The sequence below is a fragment of the Curtobacterium sp. MCBA15_016 genome (assembly GCF_001865105.1).
Lineage (GTDB): Bacteria > Actinomycetota > Actinomycetes > Actinomycetales > Microbacteriaceae > Curtobacterium.
The window spans coordinates 16,700-37,673 of record NZ_MJGR01000010.1 but is presented as its reverse complement, the minus strand read 5'-3'; the positions used below and the strand labels follow the sequence as shown (position 1 = coordinate 37,673).

General features: G+C 71.4%; 15 protein-coding genes and 1 pseudogene. 3 read left to right on the top strand and 13 right to left on the bottom strand.

The features are described from left to right. The first annotated feature begins 129 nt into the window (after nucleotides 1–129). Nucleotides 130–390, top strand: coding sequence for a 30S ribosomal protein S20 (rpsT, locus tag BIV03_RS04475; protein ID WP_070418682.1), 261 nt, complete (start codon nucleotides 130–132; stop codon nucleotides 388–390). Between the two features lie 225 nt (nucleotides 391–615). On the opposite strand, the gene holA is transcribed toward rpsT, so the two are convergent. The 13 genes and pseudogenes from holA to BIV03_RS19445 form a co-directional block, all read right to left on the bottom strand. Then, the gene (gene holA / locus BIV03_RS04470) at nucleotides 616–1,635 is read right to left on the bottom strand and encodes a DNA polymerase III subunit delta (protein ID WP_071294815.1); all 1,020 of its coding nucleotides are present in this window, start codon (nucleotides 1,633–1,635) and stop codon (nucleotides 616–618) included. 371 nt (nucleotides 1,636–2,006) lie between these two features. After that, a pseudogene (locus BIV03_RS20285) lies at nucleotides 2,007–3,401 on the bottom strand (ComEC/Rec2 family competence protein); the annotation flags it as partial. 603 nt (nucleotides 3,402–4,004) lie between these two features. Beyond that, entirely contained in the window at nucleotides 4,005–4,475 is a 471-nt protein-coding gene (locus tag BIV03_RS20085; protein WP_254790729.1) for a ComEA family DNA-binding protein, read from the bottom strand. A gap of 401 nt (nucleotides 4,476–4,876) precedes the next feature. Continuing rightward, entirely contained in the window at nucleotides 4,877–7,432 is a 2,556-nt protein-coding gene (gene leuS, locus BIV03_RS04450) for a leucine--tRNA ligase (protein ID WP_071294812.1), read from the bottom strand. Between the two features lie 124 nt (nucleotides 7,433–7,556). Then, nucleotides 7,557–9,305 (bottom strand): thiol reductant ABC exporter subunit CydC, encoded by a 1,749-nt coding sequence (gene cydC / locus BIV03_RS04445; protein WP_083403201.1) that lies wholly within the window; start codon nucleotides 9,303–9,305, stop codon nucleotides 7,557–7,559. Next, nucleotides 9,302–10,990 (bottom strand): thiol reductant ABC exporter subunit CydD, encoded by a 1,689-nt coding sequence (gene cydD / locus BIV03_RS04440; RefSeq protein WP_071294811.1) that lies wholly within the window; start codon nucleotides 10,988–10,990, stop codon nucleotides 9,302–9,304. Before cydD ends, cydC begins: the two co-directional genes overlap by 4 nt. Nucleotides 10,991–10,999: 9 nt before the next feature. Next, nucleotides 11,000–12,004, bottom strand: a complete 1,005-nt coding sequence (cydB, locus tag BIV03_RS04435; protein WP_071294810.1) for a cytochrome d ubiquinol oxidase subunit II — start codon at nucleotides 12,002–12,004, stop codon at nucleotides 11,000–11,002. Further along, nucleotides 12,004–13,416: a cytochrome ubiquinol oxidase subunit I gene (locus BIV03_RS04430; protein ID WP_070418675.1), complete on the bottom strand. Its 1,413-nt coding sequence runs from the start codon at nucleotides 13,414–13,416 to the stop codon at nucleotides 12,004–12,006. Before BIV03_RS04430 ends, cydB begins: the two co-directional genes overlap by 1 nt. Nucleotides 13,417–13,684: 268 nt before the next feature. Then, a complete protein-coding gene (locus BIV03_RS04425; RefSeq protein WP_070418674.1) occupies nucleotides 13,685–14,620 on the bottom strand; it encodes an ABC transporter substrate-binding protein in 936 nt (311 codons plus the stop codon). After that, entirely contained in the window at nucleotides 14,617–15,357 is a 741-nt protein-coding gene (locus BIV03_RS04420) for an ABC transporter permease (protein WP_070418673.1), read from the bottom strand. The genes BIV03_RS04425 and BIV03_RS04420 overlap by 4 nt, the downstream gene beginning before the upstream one ends. Further along, on the bottom strand, nucleotides 15,354–16,076 hold the full coding sequence (locus BIV03_RS04415) for an ABC transporter permease (protein ID WP_070418672.1): 723 nt from the start codon (nucleotides 16,074–16,076) through the stop codon (nucleotides 15,354–15,356). The genes BIV03_RS04420 and BIV03_RS04415 overlap by 4 nt, the downstream gene beginning before the upstream one ends. Beyond that, complete coding sequence (locus BIV03_RS04410) at nucleotides 16,073–16,942, bottom strand: ABC transporter ATP-binding protein (protein WP_070418671.1); 870 nt, start codon at nucleotides 16,940–16,942, stop codon at nucleotides 16,073–16,075. The genes BIV03_RS04415 and BIV03_RS04410 overlap by 4 nt, the downstream gene beginning before the upstream one ends. A 179-nt stretch (nucleotides 16,943–17,121) precedes the next feature. Next, entirely contained in the window at nucleotides 17,122–17,802 is a 681-nt protein-coding gene (locus BIV03_RS19445) for a TetR/AcrR family transcriptional regulator (protein ID WP_070418670.1), read from the bottom strand. A 112-nt stretch (nucleotides 17,803–17,914) separates the two neighbouring features. Between BIV03_RS19445 and BIV03_RS04400 the strand changes: the two genes are divergently transcribed. Both BIV03_RS04400 and BIV03_RS04395 read left to right on the top strand, forming a co-directional pair. Next, the gene (locus BIV03_RS04400; RefSeq protein ID WP_071294809.1) at nucleotides 17,915–18,979 is read left to right on the top strand and encodes an App1 family protein; all 1,065 of its coding nucleotides are present in this window, start codon (nucleotides 17,915–17,917) and stop codon (nucleotides 18,977–18,979) included. Nucleotides 18,980–19,034: 55 nt separating this feature from the next. Further along, nucleotides 19,035–20,924, top strand: coding sequence for a glycoside hydrolase family 15 protein (locus BIV03_RS04395; protein WP_071294808.1), 1,890 nt, complete (start codon nucleotides 19,035–19,037; stop codon nucleotides 20,922–20,924). Nucleotides 20,925–20,974 lie beyond the last annotated feature (50 nt).

Sequence of the window (20,974 nt, the reverse complement as noted above, 5' to 3'; positions counted from 1 at the left end):
ACGCTCCGGCCTGGTAATGTTGGTGGCTGGCTTCCGCGTTCCCCGCCCACGGGTGGAACGCGATGCGACCAAGGGCCCCTCTACCCAGCGGTCGCGACCACCCGTAGAGACGATCAAGGAGCAACACGCATGGCGAACATCAAGTCGCAGATGAAGCGCATCAAGACCAACCTCAAGGCCCAGGAGCGCAACAAGGCCTACCGTTCGGAGCTCAAGACGGTCATCCGTCACACGAACGAGGCCGTCGTCGCCGGCGACAAGGACAAGGCCGTCGCGGCCCTGACCCTCGCGTCGAAGAAGCTCGACAAGGCCGTGAGCAAGGGCGTCATCCACAAGAACCAGGCCGCGAACCGCAAGTCGGCCATCGCGAAGAAGGTCGCGTCGCTCTGACGCACTGACCCTTCTGGTCTGCAGGCCCCGCACCGTTCGGTGCGGGGCCTGTTTGCGTGCGCGGGGCGCGCGGCGCCTGGCGCGCGGCGCCGGGCGCGCGGCGCCTGGCGGCGTGACACGCGCGGTTCGACATGCTGCGCGTCGATCGACACGCAGAACGTCGCAACGAGCGTGCGGTGCCGTCCGACCCGCGTCGCGTGCGCAGTTCGGGAGGCGCGGCTCGCCTCAGCGCGCCTCGCCGCGCCGGGCGATGGTGCGGACCATGACCTCGAGCGCGTAGTGCGCGTCGCGCGAGCCACCCTTCACCGCGGTGTCGGCCTCGGCGATGCTGATGATCGCGTTCGCGAGCCCGGACTCGCTCCACCCCGCGACGTCACGCTGTGCCCGCTGTACCTGCCACGGCGCCATGCCGAGCGCCGAGGCGGCCTGACCGCTCGGCCCGCGGAAGGCACTGACCTTCGCCATCGTGCGGATCTTCGACGCGAACGCCGCCACGATCGGCACCGGAGCCTCGCCCGTGGAGAGCGCGTGCCGCAACTCGACGATGGCCGGCGCCGAACGGCCGGCGAGTGCGATGTCGGCGACCTTGAACGCGTTCGTCTCGACGCGACCGCCGTAGTACTTGTCGACGACCTTGTCCGTGATCTCGGCTGCCTCGTCCGCGAGGAGCTGCCGGCACGCGGCCGCGAGCTCGGCCAGGTCGTCCGCGAACGCCGCGACGAGGGTGCGCACCGCCGAGGGCGCGATCTTCCGTCGGGCAGCGCGGAACTCCGCCGTGACGAAGTCGATCCGGTCGGTCTCGCGCTTGAGCTCGTCGCACTGCACCTCGACGCCCCCGCCGACACCGCTGCGGATCGTGTCGAGCAGCTTCTTGCCGCGCACTCCCCCACCGTGGCGCAGAACGAGCGTGACGTCGTCCGCCGGGGCACCGAGGTACGAGATCGTCTCGGTGATGAACGCGTCGGTGCACTTCTCGACGTTGGTGACCCGGACCAACCGGGGCTCGCCGAACAGGGACGGACTCGCGAGGGTCGCGAGGAGGCCGGGAGCGTACTGGTCGGCTTCGAGGTCGTGCACCTCGAGGGCGGGGTCCTCGCCCAGGAGCAGGTCACGCAGGACGCTGCTCGCTCGCTCGGCGAGGAAGGTCTCGGGCCCCGTGACGAGCACCACCGGCGCAGGGCGGATGCCCGACCAGGGCACCTGGTCGATCTTCGCTGCGGCGCGGACGGGCTTCTTGGCGGCCATGCCTCGATCCTACGGGCGACCGCTGACGCCGAACGCTCCGTCCACACCCGGAGGGCGTCGGGTCCGTCCCGTCCGACGACCACGGTCCCCTGCTGGTCGGTCCGGTACGCGCGGGTGCCCGCGGCCGCGAGCACGTCCAGCGCCGAGCGGGTCGGGTGGCCGTACGTGTTGTCCGCACCGACGCCGATGAGCCCCACCGCGGCCGCGGTCTCGCGGTAGAGCACCGGGTCCTGGTCGGCCGAACCGTGGTGCGCCACCTTCACGACCTCGATCGTGGTCCCGGGCCGGGCCTGCGTTCCGGTGTCGGCCTGGGTCGCCAGGACACCGCGGAGCCGGCGCTGCGCGGTCTCCCCCAGGTCTCCGAGGAACAGCCCGGCGACACACGACGTGCAGCCCGGCCCGGGTTCCGTGCGGAGGACCAGACTCGCGTCGTTGCCGGCGTCCCGCGCACCCGACCGCGGCCACACCACCCGCCACCGGAGTGGCCCGAGCGTGCCCGATGTCGTGTCGTCGGCCGTGCGGACGTCGATGCCCGCGTCGACGAGCGAACGGAGGACGCGCTCGTCCTCGGCCCGTCCGGTGGGCCCGACGAGCGCGGTCGTCACACGGTCCGCGACCGACGCGACCGCACCGACGTGGTCCCGGTCGAAGTGCGTCAGCACGAGCAGGTCGACCCGGTCGACGCCGAGGAGGTCCAGGCAGGCGCCGAGTCGCGCCGGATCGTCGCCGACGTCCACCAGTGCGGTGCCGCTCCCGCCGCGGACGAGCACCGCGTCACCCTGTCCCACGTCGCACGCGGCGACGGCCCAGTCGCCGGGCAGCCCCGCGCGCACGACGAGTCGTGGCACGGCGACGGACACGATCCCGACCGCTGCGACCGTGCACGCGGCGAGGAGCAGGCGGAAGCGGACCGCTCGGGGCGCGAGGACCGCCACCGCGACCGAGGCGCTCACGACGGCAGCGCCGACCACCCCGAGCACTCCGGCTGGCCAGGGCGCGGCGGCGTACGGGAGCGCAGCCGCTCCGTGCGCGATGCCTCCGATCGCGCTGGCGGGCGCCCACGCCACCGCAGCGAGCACCGAACCGCCCCACGGCCACAGCGGCGCGGTCAGGCACGCGGCGAGCCCGACCACCGTCACGATCGGCGCGAGCGGCTCGGTCAGCAGGTTCGCCGGGACCGCGTAGGTCGGGAACGTGGCCGACAACGGGATCGTGACCGGCCAGCAGGCGAGCTGCGCCGCGACGGGGATCGCGAGCGCTGCCGCCACCGGCGTCCACATCCGTCGTGCGAACAGCGCCGTCAGCGGCGGACCGAGGACCACGATCCCACTCGTCGCGAGCACCGACAGGGTGAACGCGAACGACCGGGCGTACCAGGGGTCGACGACGAGCATCCCGACCACGGCGAGGGCGATCAGCGGGACCCCACGCACCGGACGTCCCGTGAGGTGCACCACGAGCACGACCACCGCCATCACGGTCGCCCGCACGATCGAGGGGTCCGGACGGACCAGCACGACGAACGCCAGCAGGAGCGCGATCGCCACCACCGCCCGACCCGCTCGCGGGAGGCCGACGGCCCGCCCCAGCACGACCACGAGTCCCACGATCACCGCGCAGTTCGCGCCGGACACGGCGGTCAGGTGGGTGAGCGCCGAGGTCTCCATCGCGGCCTCGGTCGCGGGGTCGAGTCCGCTCCGGTCGCCGATCGCCAGACCGCGCAACAACGAGGCTCCGGGTTCCGGCAGGGTCGCGCTCGCGGACACGAACGCTCGGCGTGCCCGATCGGTGGCCGCGAGGAGTCCCGTCGTCGGCTCGGTCCGGACCTCACCGCGCAGGAACACCACGAACGACGTCGTGCTCCCCGGCTCGTCCGCTTCGAGCGTCGCCACCCCGTGTACCCGACTCCCCGCGGCGACAGCCCCGCCCGCGCCGCGCGCCGTGGGGACGACCCGAACCGGCACGCGCAGCCCGTCGACGTCCTCCGCGGTCACCAGGGTCCCGAGCACCGACCGGTCACCCGCCGCGAGGTCCCGGTCGAGCACGATCTCCACGGCGACCGTCCGGACACCGTCGAGGACGGCAGGGCTCCGCCGGTCGTCGCCGGCCACCACGGCGACCGCCACCGTGGTGCAGAACGCGGCCGACGCCACCACGAGTCCCACGACGCCCAGAGCCCGCCGCTGACACCCCACCACCAGCCACGCGATGCCGCCACACGCGACGGCCGCGCCGACGAGCCCGAACCACCCTGCGCTGCCCGGTACCCCGACCAGCACGGCCGCACACACCCACGCGGCCGTCGCGGGACCGGCCACTCGCAGGTCCCGCACGCCGGGAGCGAGGTCGACCGCCACCGCCGGCCCCGATCAGACCCGCACGCGGTCGCGGAGCTCCGCGAACCGGACGTCACCGATGCCGCTGACGTCGAGCAGGTCCTCGACGGCGGCGAACCGTCCGTGCTCGTCGCGCCACGCGAGGATCCGGCCCGCGAGTGACGGCCCGATCCCGGGCAGGGTCTCGAGCAATGTCTGATCGGCCGTGTTGAGGTCGACGACGGCATCGTCGGCAGACCCGGCACCACCACCGGCACCATCCGACCCGGCTCCAGCACCGCCGCCGCCGCTCCCGCTCGAACCGTCGAGCGCTGCCGGGATGTCCGTCTCCCCCACCTTCGGCACGTACAACCGCTCGCCGTCCACCGGCACCCGCGCGAGGTTCAGCCGAGCCAGGTCCGCGTCGTCTCGAGCGCCCCCGGCCCGCTCGACCGCGTCGGACACACGGCTGCCCCCGGGAAGCGTCACGATGCCCGGACGTGCCACCGCCCCGACGACGTGCACGACCACGAGCGGGGCGGCCGACGAAGACGGAGGACCCCCACCCGGAGAACGGGACGGCACCGCTGACGGAGCACCCGCCACCGATAGCGGACCGTCGCCGTCACCGCTCGCAGACGATGACGAACCCGACCACGACCCGACCGCCACCACGACCCCGGCGACCAGGACGACGAGCCCCGCCAGCAGGACCGCCGTCCGCGGCGACAACGCCAGCCCAGCGGCCCACGACCGCGCAGACCCACCCGCCGACGCCGCCCCAGCCCCGCTGGACGGTCCCGTGGCTCCACCATCACCAGACGACATGCCCGCACGCTACGGAGCCCGACCACCCGGCCGGACCCCGCAACGACGATCGGTGGACGACCGTCCGCCCGCCCAACCTGTGGAGGACGAACGGCGCGCTACCCCTTGATCGCGATGTTCACGAGCTTCGGCGCCCGCACGATCACCTTCACGATCTCGCGGTCCCCGATGTACCGCTGGACGTTCGCCGACGCCCGAGCGAGCGCCTCCAGCTCCGACGGCTCGATCGACTTCGACACCTCGAACGAGTCCCGCACCTTGCCGTTGACCTGCACGACCGCGGTCAGCGACTCCTGCACGAGCAGCGTCGGGTCGGCCTTCCGCCAGCCGTACGTGGCGACGGTGGCCTCGTAGCCCAGCTTCTCCCACATCTCCTCGCCGGTGTACGGCGCGAAGACGCTCAGGCCGAGCGCGATGGTCTCGACGGCCTCGCGGACGGCGGGGTCAGCCGCGCCCGGACCGTTGTCGATCGCCTTGCGGGTGACGTTCACCAGGTCCATGAGCCGCGCGATCACGACGTTGAACTTGAACGACTCCATCATCCCCGGCGCATCGGCCAGGAACCGGTGCGTGACCTGCCGCAGGGCGCGGTCGCCGTCCGCCCACACGACGTCCGGCGACGACGTGACGTCGAGCGCCAGCCGGTAGGCACGGGCGAGGAAGCGGGCCGAGGCGGACGGGGAGACGTCCTCCCAGTTGATGTCGTCCTCTGGAGGCCCGGCGAAGCCCATCACCAGGCGGATCGCGTCGACACCGTTCGCGTCGAGCTCGTCACCGAGCGAGACGCCACCCTTCGACTTCGACATCTTCGAGCCGCCGGACAGCACCATGCCCTGGTTGAGCAGCGCCGAGAACGGCTCGGTGAAGTCGAGGTAGCCGAGGTCGAACAGCACCTTGGTCACGAAGCGCGCGTACAGCAGGTGCAGGATCGCGTGCTCGATGCCGCCGATGTACTGGTCGACCGGGGCCCACTTGCGTGCGACGGCGGGGTCGAACGCCTGCGTGTCGTCGTTCGCCGCCAGGAAGCGCAGGAAGTACCACGACGAGTCGACGAAGGTGTCCATCGTGTCGGTGTCGCGGAGCGCGGGGGTGCCGTCCACCGGGTTCGGCACGTTCACCCAGTCGGTCGCGCCACCGAGCGGCGAGGTGCCCTTCGGCTTGAGGTCGAGCCCCTCGGTGTCGGGCAGCCGGACGGGCAGCTGGTCCATCGGCACCGGGTGCTCGGTGCCGTCGGCCCCGTGGATGATCGGGATCGGGGTGCCCCAGAAGCGCTGGCGCGAGATGAGCCAGTCGCGCAGGCGGTAGGTCTTGGCGGCACGGCCGGTGCCGCGCTCCTCGAGCAGGGAGATCGCCGCGGTGATCGCGTGCTGCTTGGACATGCCGTCGAGCGGGCCGGAGTTGATCATCCGACCGGTGCCGGTCAGGGCCTCACCCGTCGACACCGGGTCGAGCGCGGGCAGGTCGTCGAGCGAGGCACCCTCGGGGATCACCGGGATCGCCCCGGTCACCGCGGCGTTCGTGTCGACGACGACCTTCACCGGCAGGTCGAACGCCCGCGCGAAGTCGAGGTCGCGCTGGTCGTGCGCCGGGACGGCCATGACCGCGCCGTGACCGTAGTCGGCCAGCACGTAGTCGGCGGCCCAGATCGGCAGGTGCTCCCCCGTCAGCGGGTGGATCGCGAAGCGACCGAGCGGCACACCGGTCTTCGGGCGGTCGGCGTTCTGCCGGTCGATCTCCGAGGTCTTCTGCGTGGCGACGAGGTATGCGTCGAACGCAGCCCGGACGTCGTCCGACACGGATGCGTCAGCCACCAGCGCAGCAGCCAGGTCAGAATCCGGCGCCACCACGAGGAACGTCACCCCGTGGATCGTGTCCGGACGCGTGGTGAACACCGTGACGGGCTCGTCGCGGCCCTCGATCACGAAGTCGACGTCCGCGCCGACCGAGCGCCCGATCCAGTTCCGCTGCTGCGCGATGACCTTCGCCGGCCACCGGCCCTCGAGCTGGTTGAGGTCGTCGAGCAGCCGGTCCGCGTACTCGGTGATCTTGAAGTACCACTGCGTCAGCTTCTTCTTGACGACGACTGCGCCGGAGCGGTCCGAGGTGCCGTCCGCCAGCACCTGCTCGTTCGCGAGGACGGTCTGGTCCACCGGGTCCCAGTTGACCCAGCTGTCCTTGCGGTAGGCCAGCCCCTTCTCGTACATCTTCAGGAACAGCCACTGGTTCCACTTGTAGTACTCGGGGTCCGAGGTGTGGATCTCGGTGGTCCAGTCGAACGACGGCGCGTAGCGCTTGAACGACGCCTTCTGCTGCTCGATGTTCGCGTAGGTCCAGTCCTTCGGGTCGACCCCGCGCTTGATCGCCGCGTTCTCGGCCGGCAGGCCGAACGAGTCCCAGCCGATCGGGTGCAGCACGTTGAAGCCCTGCTGCCGCCAGTACCGCGCCACGAAGTCGCCGAGCGCCCAGTTCTCGGCGTGCCCCATGTGCAGGTCGCCGGACGGGTACGGGAACATCTCGAGGATGTACTTCCGCGGACGCGTGTCGTCGAGGTCGGTCGTGAAGAGCCCGAGCTCCTCCCAGCGCGGCTGCCACTTCTCCTGCAGACGACGGAAGTCGTAGGCGTTCGGGTCCTCGGGGTACGGCTCGGTGGTCACGGAACTCTCATTCAGTCTGGAGGCACGGATCACGTCCGTCGGACGCGCTCCGGTCATCAAGGATATAAGCCTGGAGGAACGGATCACCGCACCGGAGTCGACCCACCGCCGGCAGGTGCTCGGCTCACACCGCCGCGAGCCGCCCGTCGCGCATCCGCAGCGTCCGGTCGACGAGGTCCGCCGCCACCGGCACGTGCGACACGATGACGACCGTCCTGCCGTCCTGCCGCGCGGCCCCGACGAGGTCGCGCAGCACGGTGTCGCCGAGGTCGGGGTCGATGTCGGCCGTCGGCTCGTCGAGCACGAGCACCGGGAACGCGTGCAGGAGCGCCCGGGCGAGCGCGAGCCGGTGCGCCTGCCCGCCGGACACGAGGGCACCGCGCTCCCCCACGCCCGCGTCGAGTCCACCGCGTCGCTGCACCCACGCCCCGAGCCCGACCCGGTCGAGCACGGCGACCAGGTCCTCGTCGGTCGCGGTGTCGCGGGCGAACAGCAGGTTCTGCCGCACGGACTGGTCGAACACGAACGGGTCCTGCTCGATCAGCCCGACGCGGGCGCGGACGGCGTCGGGGTGCATGTCCTTCGCCTCGACCCCGTCGAGCGTGTACGAGCCCTCGTGGTCGACGAACCGGACGAGCGCGTCCACGAGCGTCGACTTGCCCGCGCCGCTCGGCCCCTCGAGCACGACGACCTCGCCGGGTCGGAGGTCCAACGACACCCGGTCGACGGCGGCCGCCGCGGCACCGGGCCAGCGCACCGTCACGTCGCGCAGCGAGACGGCGACGGGCCCGTCGACCACGAGCGAGGCGGGATCGGCGTCCGCGTCCGGCTCCGGGACGATGCCGGCCGGCACCTCCGCCGGGACGACCCGCTCCACCCGGTCGGCCGCGGCCCGGACCCGGCGCAGCGTCAGCACCGCGAGCGGGACCCCGCCGACGACCTCGAACAGGGCGAGCGGCACGAACACGGCGAGGGCCCAGAGCGGTCCGTCGAGCGCGCCGGTGACGACCGCGGGGACGCCTACGGCCAGGATCCCGATGACCGCGCCACCGCCGACGAGGCCGACCAGGGCCCCGACGAGTGACTCGACCGTCCCCCGGCGCCGCACGGCCGCGGTCACCCGGGCGTCGAGCCGGGCGATGTGGTCGAGCCGTTCGTCGAGCGTGCCGTAGGCGGCGAAGACGTCGAGCGTCCGCACCGTGTCGAGCACGAGGTCGGCGACGTGCCCGCGTTCCGCGGCCGTCTGCTCGTCGGAGCGCCGTGCGATCGAGAGGGTGACGACCGACCCGAGCAGTGCGGCCACGGCGAGGGCGACGAGCAGCACGAGCGCCGCCGGCACCGACACGAACGCGACCGCGACGACGGAGAGCAGCGCGGCCACGCCGGCGGACACGAGCGGACCGACGACGCGGATGGGCAGGTCCTGCAGCCGGTCGGTGTCGGTGACGAGCCGCGTGAGGAGGTCGCCGCGACCGGTGGAGCCGAGTCCCGCCGGAGCGATCGACGACAGTCGGCGGTACATCTCGGTGCGCACGACCGCGAGCTGCCGGAACGAGGCGTCGTGTCCGGCGAGGCGGTCCACGTACCGGAGCGCCGCACGGCCGAGCGCGAACGCGCGGACGCCCACCATCACGAGCGTCAGGTAGAGGATCGGCGGGTGCTCGGCCGCACGCGTGATGAGGTACCCGCTCGCGGCGAGGAGCGCCACGGCGCAGACCGCACTGAGCGCACCGGCCGTGACCGCCTTGGCCCAACCGGCCCCGTGCGGCATCGCGAGCCGCAGGACGGAGGCGTCCCCGCCGGCACGGCCGCCCCGCCGCTGGCGCGTCGGACCGGAACCGGCGCCGTGGGCCCCTCGCGCCTCCCGGGTCATGCCCGCACCCCGTCCGTGCTGGTGACCGCGACCGCGCCACCCGGTCGCCCGTCGACACGGGTGACCGCGACCGCGCCGTCCGGCCGCACGTCGACGCGGACGTCCGCCGCCGCGACGACCGCGGGCCGGTGGCTCGCGACCACGACGACGGCCCCGTCGTCGGCGAGGCGGCGGAGCGTGCGGACGACGTGAGCCTCGGCGTCGGCGTCCAGCGCGGAGGTCGGCTCGTCGAGCAGCACGAGCTCCGTCCCCGTCCGCCGCGCGCGGTACAGGGCGCGCGCCACCGCGACGCGCTGCGCCTGGCCGCCGGACAGGCCGCTGCCGCCGGAACCGACCTGGAGGCGCGGGTCGAGTCCCAGCCCCGCCTCGCCCAGGGCGGTACGGACCGCTGGCTCGTCGGGGGTCGCGCTGAGCGCGACGTTCTCGGCGATCGTGCCGCGGACGAGTCGTGGGCGCTGGTCGGCCCAGGTCGTGCGCTCGGCGACCGTGCTGCCGTCGGGGCCCGGCACGGTCACCGTGCCGTCGTGGGGCAGGGCTCCGCGGACCGCGGCGATGAGACTGGACTTGCCGGAGCCGCTCGGGCCGGCCAGGACGACGATCGTGCCCGGTCCGGCGCGGAGGTCGAGCGGACCGATCACGACGTCGGGACGGCGCACGGTGAGTCGGTCCAGCACCAGGTGGTCGGCGGCGGGGACGGCTCCGGGACGTGCCGCGGGCGCCGTGGTGTCGTCGAGGACGTCGAGCACGGCGGTCGAGGCCTCGACGCCGTCCTGTGCCGCGTGGAAGTCGGCGCCGACCTGGCGGATCGGGGCGAAGGCCTCCGGAGCGAGGACGAGCACGAACATCGCGGCGCCGAGCCCGAGCGAGCCGTCGACGAGTCGGATGCCGATCGACACCGCGACGAGCGCGACGGACAGGCTCGCGGCGAGTTCGAGCGCGAACCCGCTCACGAACGACAGCCGCAGGACCCCGACGGTGCCACGGCGGTACTCGTCGGTGACGGTGCCGATGCGTCCGACCTGGCGCCGGGCACGGCCGAAGACCTTGAGCGTCGCCAGCCCCTCGACTGCCTCGGTGAAGGCACCGCCGAGCTTCGCGAGCGCGTCCGACTGCTTCCGCTGGAGCGCCTGCGTCGCGAGGCCGATGAGGATCATGAACACCGGGATCACCGGCAGGGCGCAGAGCACGATCAGGCCGCTGGTCAGGTCGCCGAGCCCGATCGCGACGACGAGCATCGGCGTGGCGATCGCGGTGAGGGCCAACTGCGGCAGGTACCGGCCGAAGTAGGCATCGAGGGCGTCGAGCCCGGGGCCGAGCGTGGTCGCGAAGGCCGCACTCGAGCGCTCGGCGAGCCACGACGGTCCGCGCTCGGCCGCCCGGGCCAGGACGGTCGCGCGCAGCTCGCTCTTCACCTTCGCCGCTGCACGTGCGGCGAGGTCGTCGGTGGCCCAGGCGGCCACGGCCCGGACGACGAACGCCGCGCCGAGGAGCGCGAGCGCCGGGGTGAACGCGTCCGGGACGCTGCCGTCACGGACGGCGTCCACGCCGAGGGTCACCGCCGCGGCGATCCCCCACGCGATCGCGATGGTCGCGAGCGTGCGGAGGACACCGGTGCCGGCGGCCGCGACGATGAAGCCACGGGCCGTCCGCGACAGCCGCAGCAGGCGCGGGTCGAGCGGCTTCACCGTCGCCGCCTAGTGCGCGGCCTGGGTCACGTGGGCCCGGGACACGCGCTTGCGGAAGATCCAGTACGTCCACGCCTGGTAGGCGAACACGAGGGGCACGAAGATCAGCGCCACCCAGCTCATCACCGTGAGCGTGTACGAGCCGCTCGAGGCGTTGTAGACGTTCAGGCTGTTCGCCGGGTCGTTCGTCGCGGGCATGACGTCCGGGAAGATCGCGGTGAACATCGCCAGGACGATCGCGGCGATGGTGACCGCCATGAGCGTGAACGCCCGGCCCTCCTTGCCCCAAGCGTTGCAGAGCACCGCGAGGACCAGGGCGAGCGCGGCGACGACCGACAGGACGATCGACGTCGGGGTGGACCGCACGAAGGCCATCCAGACCAGGAACCCTGCGCCGACGACGATCGTCAGCACGCCCGCCCGGGTCGCGAGGCGCTTCGCACGCGCACGGATCTCACCCTCGGTCTTCAGCGCGACGAAGACGACGCCGTGCGTGAAGAACACCAGCAGCGTCGCCACGCCGGTGAGCAGCGCGAAGGGGTTGAGCAGGTCGAACACCGTGCCGGTGTAGTTGTGGCCGGCGTCCATCGGGATGCCCCGGACCACGTTGCCGAACGCGACGCCCCAGAGGAACGACGGCACCGCGCTGCCGACGATGATCATGAGGTCGAACCGGCGCTTCCACTCGAGGTGCTTGTTCTGGTGCCGGTACTCGAACGAGACGCCGCGGGCGATGAGCGCCGCGAGGATGAGCAGGAGCGCCAGGTAGAACCCGGAGAACATCGTGGCGTACCACTCGGGGAACGCCGCGAACAGGCAGGCGCCCGCGACGATGACCCAGGTCTCGTTGAGGTCCCACACCGGACCGATCGTGTTGATCAGGACCCGACGGTCGGTGTCGTCCTTGCCGAGGAACGGCAGGGACATGCCGACACCGAAGTCGAAGCCGTCGAGGACGAAGTAGCCGACGAAGAAGACGCCGACGATCGCGAACCAGAGAACGGGGAGATCCATCAGTAGACCGTCACTTCGTGCTTGACCTCACCGGTCTCCTCGTCGACCTCCGCCGGGGCGGCGGGGCCCTCTTGCGCGACCTTCTTGATGAGCCGGAACTCGACCACCGCCAGGGAGCCGTAGATGAGCGTGAAGACGATGAGCGAGATGAGGACCTCGACCCCGGTGACGTTCGGCGAGACGCCGTCGCTCGTCTTGAGCAACCCGAACACGAGCCACGGCTGGCGGCCCATCTCGGTGAAGATCCAGCCGACGATCATCGCGGCCATCGGCAGCGGGACGGTCCAGGTGGCGATGCGCCAGACCCACCGCTGGGTCGGGAACCGGCCCTTGCGGGTCAGCCAGAGCCCGACGAGCGAGACCAGCACCGCGCCGACACCGAGCGCGATCATCCAGCGGAACGACCAGTAGGTCACCCAGATGATCGGCTTGTAGTCGCCGGGGCCGTAGACCTGCGAGTACTGCGCCTGCAGGTCGTTGATGCCCTCGACCGTGCCGTTGAAGGTGTGCGTCGACAGGAACGAGAGCAGGTACGGCACACGGATCGAGAACAGCTCGTGCACGCCGTCCGGGGTGCCGAGTGTGAAGATCGAGAACGAGGCGTCCTTGCCGGTGGCGGTGTTGTACAGCGCCTCGGCAGCGGCCATCTTCATCGGCTGGGTGTCGACCATCGTGAGGCCGAGCTGGTCGCCGGTGAGCACCGTGAGCGCCCCCGCGGCCAGCATCGTCCACATGCCGAACTTCAGCGCCGGCATCATCGTCTCGAGGTTCTGGTTGCGCGCCAGGTGGTACGCGGCGACCGAGATGATCACCGCGGCGGCGACCATGAAGCACGCGAACAGGGTGTGCGGGAAGGCGGCCAGCGCGACCTTGTTGCCGAGCACGGCCCAGATGTCCGTGAGCTCCGCACGCCCCTTGGCCTCGTTCATGGAGAAGCCGACCGGGTGCTGCATGAACGCGTTCGCGGCGATGATGAAGTACGCCGACATGATCGTGCCGGCGCTGACGCACCAGATGCTCGCGAGGTGCAGGCCCTTCGGCAGGCGGTCCCACCCGAAGATCCAGATGCCGATGAACGCCGCCTCGAAGAAGAACGCGAGGATGCCCTCGAGCGCGAGCGGGGCGCCGAACACGTCACCGACGAACCGGGAGTAGTTCGACCAGTTCATGCCGAACTGGAACTCCTGCACGATCCCCGTCACGACGCCCATCGCGAAGTTGATGAGGAAGATGCGCCCGAAGAACCGGGTCAGCTGGAGGTAGTGCGCGCGCCCCGTCCGGTACCAGGCCGTCTGGAACACGGCCACGACGACGGCCATGCCGATCGTCAACGGGACGAAGAGGAAGTGGTAGATCGTCGTCAGACCGAACTGCCACCGCGACAGGAGGAGCGGATCGAGGATGTCGTTCATGCGGCGTTTCCGAGCCGGTTCGCCGCGCGCTGTTGGTGCACGTCAGTTGCTTCCTGTGGAGGGGAACTTCTGCTGTCACAACCGTTGGGACACGAACACGTTACCTCGCGGACACATGGTTCGACAAGTTGTAGAACCCTCAGTGCACGGATGTGCAGCGGGATTGCACGGCACAACCGTGCGGAACAACGGTGCGGGTACCAGATCTCGGAACGACGACAGGTGCCGGGCAGTTGCCCGACACCTGTCGTTTTGTGCTGACTGAGTGCTACAGCAGGTCGTTGTCCTGCAGGAACGCCTTGGCGACCGAGGCCGCCGACTTCTGGTCCACCGAGTTCTGACGGTTGAGCTCGATGAGCGCGTCGGTCGTGAGGAGCTTGTTCACCTTCTCGATGGCGTCCGCGGCCTTCGAGTCGAGGTCCTTCGACACGATCGGGGTCACGTTGTTCGCCGGCACGAGGTGCTCCGGGTCCTCGAGCGTGACGAGCTTCTCGGTCTTGATCGAGGCGCTGGCGGAGTAGATGTCCGCGACCTGCGAGTCACCGTCCTGGATCGCCTTGATCGTGAGCGGGCCACCGGAGTCGTTCTGCTGGTTGACCTCGCCGGTGATGCCGTACTTCTCCTTGAGGCCCTTCGGACCGTAGGCGGCGGTGGCGAACTCCGGGTTGGCGGCGATCGAGATCGTCCCGCCGATCTTCGAGAGGTCGGCGATCGACTTCAAGCCGTACTTGTCCGCCGTCGCCTGGGTCACCGTGTAGGTGTCGGCGTCCGAGGCGTCGGCCGACGGCAGCGCCTTGACGTCCGACGGCAGTGCCGACTTCAGCGCGGTGTTGATGCCGTCCGTCGTCGTCTCGGTCGTGGTGGACTTGCCGTCCTCCTGCAGGAGGTAGTTGAGCAGGTTGCCGTTGTACTCCGGGAAGACGTTGATGCTCCCCTTCGCGACCTCGGGCCAGTACGCCTTGCGCTGACCGATGTTGAGCTTCTTGGTGACGGTGAAGCCCTCGTGCTCGAGCTCCTGCGCGTAGAGCTCGGCGATGATCTCGTTCGACGGGTACGCCTGCGAGCCGACGACGATGGTCTTGGAGTCCCCACCGCCGGAGCCGGAGGAGAGCGGGTCGCTCGACGAGCAGCCCGCGAGGGCGATGGCGGCCGCGGACGCGACGGCGATCGTCGCGGCGAGACGCCGGGTCGTTGCTGTGATCACGGGTGGGTTCCTTCCACAGGGGTTGATGCTCGTGGTGCTGAGCTGCGGGTGCTCCGACGCGACAGACGCGCCGACCCGGCGGAGACACCCGCGGGGACGGCGAGCCGCTGCAGCGCGGCGAAGACGATCTCGAACGCGATGGCGAGGGCGATCACCAGGAGGGAACCGCCGAGCACCTCCGCGTAGTCCGAGTTGGCGATGCCGGAGAAGGCGTAGCCGCCGAGTCCGCCGGCGTTGATGTAGCCGACGAGGGTCGCGGTGGCGACGACCTGCAGCACGGCGGCACGGATGCCGCCGACGATGAGCGGCAGGGCGAGCGGGATCTCGACCTTGCCGAGGATCTGCCACCCGGTCATGCCCTGCGCCTTGGCGGCGTCGATCACGACGCGGTCGATCGCCTCGACGCCGGAGTAGGCGCCGGCGAGCACCGACGGGATCGCGAGGATGACGAGTGCGATGAGCGGCGCCCCGAGTCCGAGGCCGATCGAGAGTGCGAGCAGCGTCAGGACGCCGAGGGTCGGCAGCGCACGGATGCCGCCGGAGACGCCCACCGCGATCGAGCGTCCCTTGCCGGTGTGCCCGATCAGCAGGCCGACCGGCACGGCGATCGCGACGGCGATGGCGACCGTGAGCAACGTGATCCACACGTGCTCCCAGAGCCGGACGCCGACGGCGTCGGACCCGACGTTGTTCGCCGGGTCGAAGATCCAGGCGATGCCCTGGGCGAAGAGGTTCATGCGGAGACCTCGTTCGCTCGGACGTCGTCAGCGGCGCGGCGTCGGACGGCACGGGCGTTGCGGCCGCTCCCCCGTGTCCACGGCATCGCGAGCCGACCCACGGCCACGAGCAGCGCGTCGAACACGAGCGCGAGCACGATGGTCAGGACGATGCCCGTGAGGATCTCGGCGCTGATGCCGCGCTTGAGGCCATCGGTGAGCAGGAACCCGAGGTTCGGCACACCGATGAGCGCGCCGACCGTGATGAGGCTGATCGTGGACACCGACACCACCCGGATGCCCGCGAGGAGGACCGGACCGGCGAGCGGCAGCTCCACCTTGAAGAACCGCTGTGCGGGCGAGTACCCGAGCGCCTCGGACGCCCCCACGACGTCCTGGTCGACCGCGTCGATGGCGTCGGCGGCGGACCGGGCCATCAGGGCCACACCGAAGATGGTCATCGCGATCACGACGTTCACCGGGTCGAGGGTGCTCGTGCCGATGATCGCGGGCAGCACCAGGAAGAGGGGCAGCGCCGGGATCGTGTAGAAGAGGCTCGCGACGACGACGATCGTCGAGGCGGTCCCCCGAGCCACGCCGTTGCGCTTCCGAAGGCGCGACACGAGCAGGCCGATCGGGACGGACAGCAGGAAGCTGATGACGATCGGCGGGATCGCCAGCCAGACGTGCGCGATCAGGTTGTCGCTGATCGTGTCCGTGTTGCCGAGGACCCAGTTCACGCGTCGCCCCGCTGCTCCTGGGGCACTGCCTCGGCCGCGTCCACGACCTGCACCGGACCGGTGAGCACACCGGCGGCGCGTCCTTCGCCGTCGACGACGATCGGCCCGGTCGGCGTCTGCTCGACGCGGAGCGCACGGCGGCCGCGACCGGCGCCGATGAAGTTCGCGACGAAGTCGTCGGCGGGCTCGGCGAGGATCTCGGCGGGGGTGCCGAGCTGGGCGATCTCGCCGCCCTTCTTGAGGATGACGACCTGGTCGCCGAGCTTGAAGGCCTCGTCGATGTCGTGCGTGACGAAGACCACGGTCTTGCCGAGCTCGCGCTGGAGCCTGATGAGCTCGTCCTGCAGGTCGTTCCGCACGAGCGGGTCGACGGCACCGAAGGGCTCGTCCATGAGCAGGATGTTCGGGTCGACCGCGAGTCCGCGGGCGACGCCGACGCGCTGCTGCTGTCCGCCGGAGAGCTGCGAGGGGTACCGGTTCGCGAAGGCACGGTCGAGCCCGACCGTGTCCATGAGCTCGAGGGCACGCTGGCGCGCGTCGGCCTTCGGGACCCCCGTCAGCAGCGGCACCGTGGCGATGTTGTCGACGACCTTGCGGTGCGGCAGCAGCCCGGCGTTCTGCATCACGTAGCCGATGCTGCGGCGGAGCTTGACCGGGTCGACGCCCGCGACGTCCTCCCCGTCGATCTCGACGGCACCTGCGCTGGGGTCGACCATGCGGTTGATCATCCGGAGCAGCGTGGTCTTGCCGCAGCCGCTCGACCCGACGAAGACCGTCGTGGTCCTCGAGGGGATGACGAGGCTGAAGTCGTCGACCGCGTTGGTGCCGTCCGGGTAGGTCTTGCGCACCGAGCGGAACTCGATCATGGGTGCCCTTCTGTTCGGAGGTAGCCCGACTCCGAGTGAGAGTACCCGTCGGGTGTGACACCCGTTCAGCCGTGACGACGTGTGTCGCGTCCCGGACAGCGCATGCGCAGCGTCCGGACGCGACGACGCCCGTCTCTCCTGTTCGGAGGACGGGCGTCGTCGGATTGCCGCTCGGCGTGTCAGGAGGCCGCGATCACCGCTTCGAGGTGCCCGCGGCTCATCGCCCGGTACTCCTCGATCAGTGCGGTCTCGGGGTTCGCCGGGTCACGGTGCGCCCGCGCGAGGACGGCGTGCGACGACTCGGCGAGGACCACCCAGGTCCGCTCGATGCGCTCCCCCGTCGGCACGCCGAACCGCTCGTGCATGATGTGGGCGACGGCGCTCCCCAGTGCCGCCATCCGGTCCTCGGCGTCGCCCGTGCCGGTGTCCGCCGCGTCGCCGAAGCGGATCGCCCGGAAGCCCGGCTCGGTGCGGTACATCTCGGCGGTGACGTCGATGAGCGCGTCGCACGCGGCCTGCCAGGTCGTCGCCTCGCTGGTGTCGAGGGCGGTGATGAACCGCTCGGCCAGGCGCTGGGTGCTCCGGATCGCGAGTGCCTCGACCACGGCGATGCGGTCCGGGAAGTAGCGGTAGACGGTGCCGATGGACGCCCCCGCCCGCTCGGCCACCATCGCGGTGGTCAGGCGCTCGAACCCGATCTCGTCGATCACCGCGGCCGCGGCGTCGAGGAGGCCGGCGAGGCGCGCCGAACTGCGGGCTTGGACCGGCTCGTTCCTGAGCAGTGATGATCCCCCCGGCAGTGCGTTCGATACCTCGGTGACGAGCACGTGTTCTCCTCTTGCGCCGACAGCGCGACTCATGTGGGTGTGACGGTCACAACTGTCGCAGAGACCGGCTGGAATATCGCTGCGACTCTCCCAGTACACGTGTGAGGTCGTACGTGTGCCAGGTCGGACGTGGAATGATGGGGCGATGCCCGACCCGACGCCCCACGAGCCGTCGTTGGCCGAGCCGATCCTCCACCGGGCGGCCCGCATCGAGGACGCCGTCCAGGAGTTCCGCGAGCACCGGGCGCGCCGCCGGGGGCTGGTGCCGACCGTCATCCCGTACACCGGCTACGGCGCACCCGGGTGGGTCCGCGTCCTCTGCCGGGTCCTCCTCACGCGTCGGGGCCTCGCATCCGACGCCTCCTTCTACGGCGTGCGCGGCTGGCGGAGCTTCACGAGCGTCGCGGTCGACGACGCCGAGGTCACGATCACCGCCGGCGGGACCTCGCACGTGGTGCAGTCCGACCGCGGCGGCGTGGTCGACACCATCGTGCCGATCGACCTCGAGCCGGGCTGGCGCACCATCAAGCTGTCCGCCGGGGGCATGCGCGACGTCGAGGCCGACGTCTTCATCGTGCACCCGGACACGCGGTTCGGACTGCTGTCGGACATCGACGACACCGTCATGGTGACCTCGCTCCCCCGCCCGATGCTCGCGGCCTGGAACTCCTTCGTGCTCACGGAGCACGGGCGCCGGCCCGTCCCGGGCATGTCGGTGCTGTACGAACGCGTCCTCGCGCAGCACCCCGGCGCCCCGACGGTCTACCTCTCCACCGGCGCCTGGAACGTCGCGCCGACGCTGCAGCGCTTCCTCAGCCGGAACCTCTACCCCTCCGGCACCCTGCTGCTCACCGACTGGGGTCCCACGCACGACCGGTTCTTCCGCAGCGGCCAACTCCACAAGCAGCAGAACCTCGAACGACTCGCCCAGGACTTCCCGCACGTGCAGTGGCTCCTCGTCGGCGACGACGGGCAGCACGACGAGTCGCTCTACGGCGAGTTCGCCCGGGCGCACCCCGAGAACGTCGCGGGCGTCGCCATCCGCCAGCTCTCCACGAGCGAGGCCGTCCTCGCCGGTGGGCGGTCCCGCGCCCAGGAACGCTCGCGCGAGTCCTCGGCGCCCTGGGTCTACGCCCCGGACGGCGCCGGCATGTGGTCCGAGCTGGCACGGGTCGGCATCACCCGCGCCGACCCGGACGATCCGGCCTGAGCCATCCCTCAGCAACCACCCCGGCCTCCCGAGTCGGTGGTGGTTGGATCGGCCCATGAGCCCGGCTGACACACCGACCAACCGCATCGAGGACCACGCGCTGATCGGCGACACCTACACCGCCGCGCTCGTCGGGCGCGACGGCACCGTCGACTGGGCGTGCCTGCCCCGCTTCGACAGCCCGTCGACCTTCGCCTCGATCCTCGGCACCGAGGACCACGGGCACTGGACCCTCCGCCCCACGGACCCGGACGCGACCGCCACCCGCCGGTACGACCACGACACGCTCGTGCTCGCGACCGTGTGGACGACGAGCACCGGCGTGGTCGAGGTCACCGAGTTCATGCCGATCGGTGCGCACCGGGCGACGATCGTCCGGCGGGTGCGGGGGCTCCGCGGCAGCGTGGAGCTCCGACAGACGCTGCGCATCCGGTTCGACTACGCCCTCGCACTCCCCTGGGTCCGGCAGATCGGCGGCGACGAGGACCCCGCACTGCTGGCCACGGCGGGACCCGGGTCCGTGATCGTCCGCGGCGTCCGCTTCCGCGCCGACGACCACCGGCACACCGCCACCACCACCGTGCACGACGGCGACGTGCTCGACACCGTCCTCACCTGGTACCCGTCGCACCGCGAGCCGCCGGAGCCCCTCGACGTCGACGAGGCCCTGCACCGCACCGTGCGCTGGTGGCGGGACTGGATGGCCACCGCCCGGACCGAGGGCCGGTACGCCGAGGCGGCCCGCCGGTCGCTCCTCCTGCTCCGTGCGATGACCCACGCCGAGACCGGCGGTGTCGTGGCGGCCGCGACGACCAGCCTGCCGGAGGACCCCGGCGGCGAACGCAACTGGGACTACCGCTACGTCTGGCTCCGCGACGCCTCGCTCGCCCTCGCGTCCCTCATCGCGCACGGGTACCGCGACGAGGCGATGCACTGGCGCGGCTGGCTCCTCCGCGCGATCGCCGGCGACCCCGCCGACGTGCAGATCATGTACGGCATCGCCGGGGAGCGCGAGCTCCCCGAACGCGAACTGCCGAACCTGCCCGGGTACGCGGGCTCCACGCCGGTCCGGATCGGCAACGGCGCCTACACGCAGTACCAGGGGGACGTCTTCGGCGAGGTCCTCGCCGCGCTCCACGACGCCCGCGAGCTCGGCGTCGAGGAGAACGCCGACTCGTGGGCACTCCAGCGCGCCCTGCTCGGGTACGTCGAGGAGCACTGGCAGGAGCCCGACAACGGCATCTGGGAGATGCGCGGGCCCCGTCGGCACTTCACGCACTCGCGCGCGATGATCTGGGCCGCGTTCGACCGCGGCGTCGCAGCCGTCGAGGAGTTCGGCCTCGAGGGCCCGGTCGACCGCTGGCGGACCCTCCGCGCCGAGGTGCGCGCCGAGATCGAGGAGCACGGGTGGAACGCCGAGCGCGGCAGCTACCGCCAGCACTACGACACCGACGAGGTCGACGCGAGCCTGCTCGTCCTGCCGCAGATCGGCTACGTGAAGCCCGGTGACCCGCGGATGACCGGGACCGTCGCCGCGATCGAGCAGGACCTCCGGACCGGCGACGACGGCCTCGTGCTCCGGTACCGCACCTCGTCCGGCTTCGACGGGCTCTCCGGCAGCGAGCACCCGTTCCTCGCGTGCTCCTTCTGGCTCGTCGAGCAGTACGCCGCGTCCGGGCGCGTCGAGGACGCCGAGCGGCTGATGGACGTGCTCGTCGGGTACGCGAACGACGTCGGCATGCTCTCCGAGGAGATCGACGTCGCGACCGGCCACCACATCGGGAACACCCCGCAGGCGCTGTCGCACCTCACGCTCGTGTCCGCCGCAGACGCGATCGCGCGGGCACGCGGCACGGCGGCCGGCCACCGGACCCGACTCGCCGTGCACGACGGCGGCACCCGGTCGTGGACCGGAGAGGGCGAGCGGGCCGGCACACCCGCCTGACGCGGTGGTCGTGACCGCAGACGGACGGGAGGCGCGGTGCCAGCTGGCAC

Excerpts from the sequence above, each read along its gene's own strand:
- rpsT (WP_070418682.1), top strand. The coding sequence starts at position 130 with ATGGCGAACATCAAGTCGCAGATGAAGCGCATCAAGACCAACCTCAAG.
- holA (WP_071294815.1), bottom strand. The coding sequence starts at position 1,635 with ATGGCCGCCAAGAAGCCCGTCCGCGCCGCAGCGAAGATCGACCAGGTG.
- cydC (WP_083403201.1), bottom strand. The coding sequence starts at position 9,305 with ATGACCCGGGAGGCGCGAGGGGCCCACGGCGCCGGTTCCGGTCCGACG.
- cydB (WP_071294810.1), bottom strand. The coding sequence starts at position 12,004 with ATGGATCTCCCCGTTCTCTGGTTCGCGATCGTCGGCGTCTTCTTCGTC.
- BIV03_RS04430 (WP_070418675.1), bottom strand. The coding sequence starts at position 13,416 with ATGAACGACATCCTCGATCCGCTCCTCCTGTCGCGGTGGCAGTTCGGT.
- BIV03_RS04420 (WP_070418673.1), bottom strand. The coding sequence starts at position 15,357 with ATGAACCTCTTCGCCCAGGGCATCGCCTGGATCTTCGACCCGGCGAAC.
- BIV03_RS04410 (WP_070418671.1), bottom strand. The coding sequence starts at position 16,942 with ATGATCGAGTTCCGCTCGGTGCGCAAGACCTACCCGGACGGCACCAAC.
- BIV03_RS19445 (WP_070418670.1), bottom strand. The coding sequence starts at position 17,802 with ATGAGTCGCGCTGTCGGCGCAAGAGGAGAACACGTGCTCGTCACCGAG.
- BIV03_RS04400 (WP_071294809.1), top strand. The coding sequence starts at position 17,915 with ATGCCCGACCCGACGCCCCACGAGCCGTCGTTGGCCGAGCCGATCCTC.
- BIV03_RS04395 (WP_071294808.1), top strand. The coding sequence starts at position 19,035 with ATGAGCCCGGCTGACACACCGACCAACCGCATCGAGGACCACGCGCTG.